This window comes from Phytobacter sp. V69 (genome assembly GCF_965644215.1).
GTDB lineage: Bacteria > Pseudomonadota > Gammaproteobacteria > Enterobacterales > Enterobacteriaceae > Phytobacter.
On the sequence record NZ_CBFFRL010000548.1, the window covers coordinates 1 to 357 of the forward strand.

The following is a 357-nucleotide window of genomic DNA, read 5'->3' on the forward strand; positions in this document are numbered from 1 at the left end:
TCAGGCAACCGTCTGTGGTGTTTGCAGAGCTAAGATTGGCGGCTTAGCGTTGCACTTCGGAGTTGAATCCGCCAAGTCGAATTAATGTATTAGCCAACACCGGGAAATTATATGAACCGTCTGAACGTCACCTCCATCCTTGCCAGTATCATCACTGAACGGGATGAAAATATGCAGCAGCTGGTAGCCCAGCTTTCGGACGGAAAGAAAACGTCTGGCAGCCCTATTGCAATACGTTTTAAACCAGCTGTCAGGGATTTCGTCACACTTGTATCAGGACGCCTGACCCTGTACACGATTCTGTGTAAATGCCTTTTCTCAGAAGTGACCGTCCAGGCGGTCACCGAACTCGATAAT

At 48.7% G+C, this 357-nt stretch carries 1 pseudogene; it reads left to right on the top strand.

The features are described from left to right. Positions 1-111: 111 nt before the first annotated feature. Positions 112-357 (top strand): annotated as a pseudogene (locus tag ACSZPU_RS26405) (hypothetical protein); the annotation flags it as partial.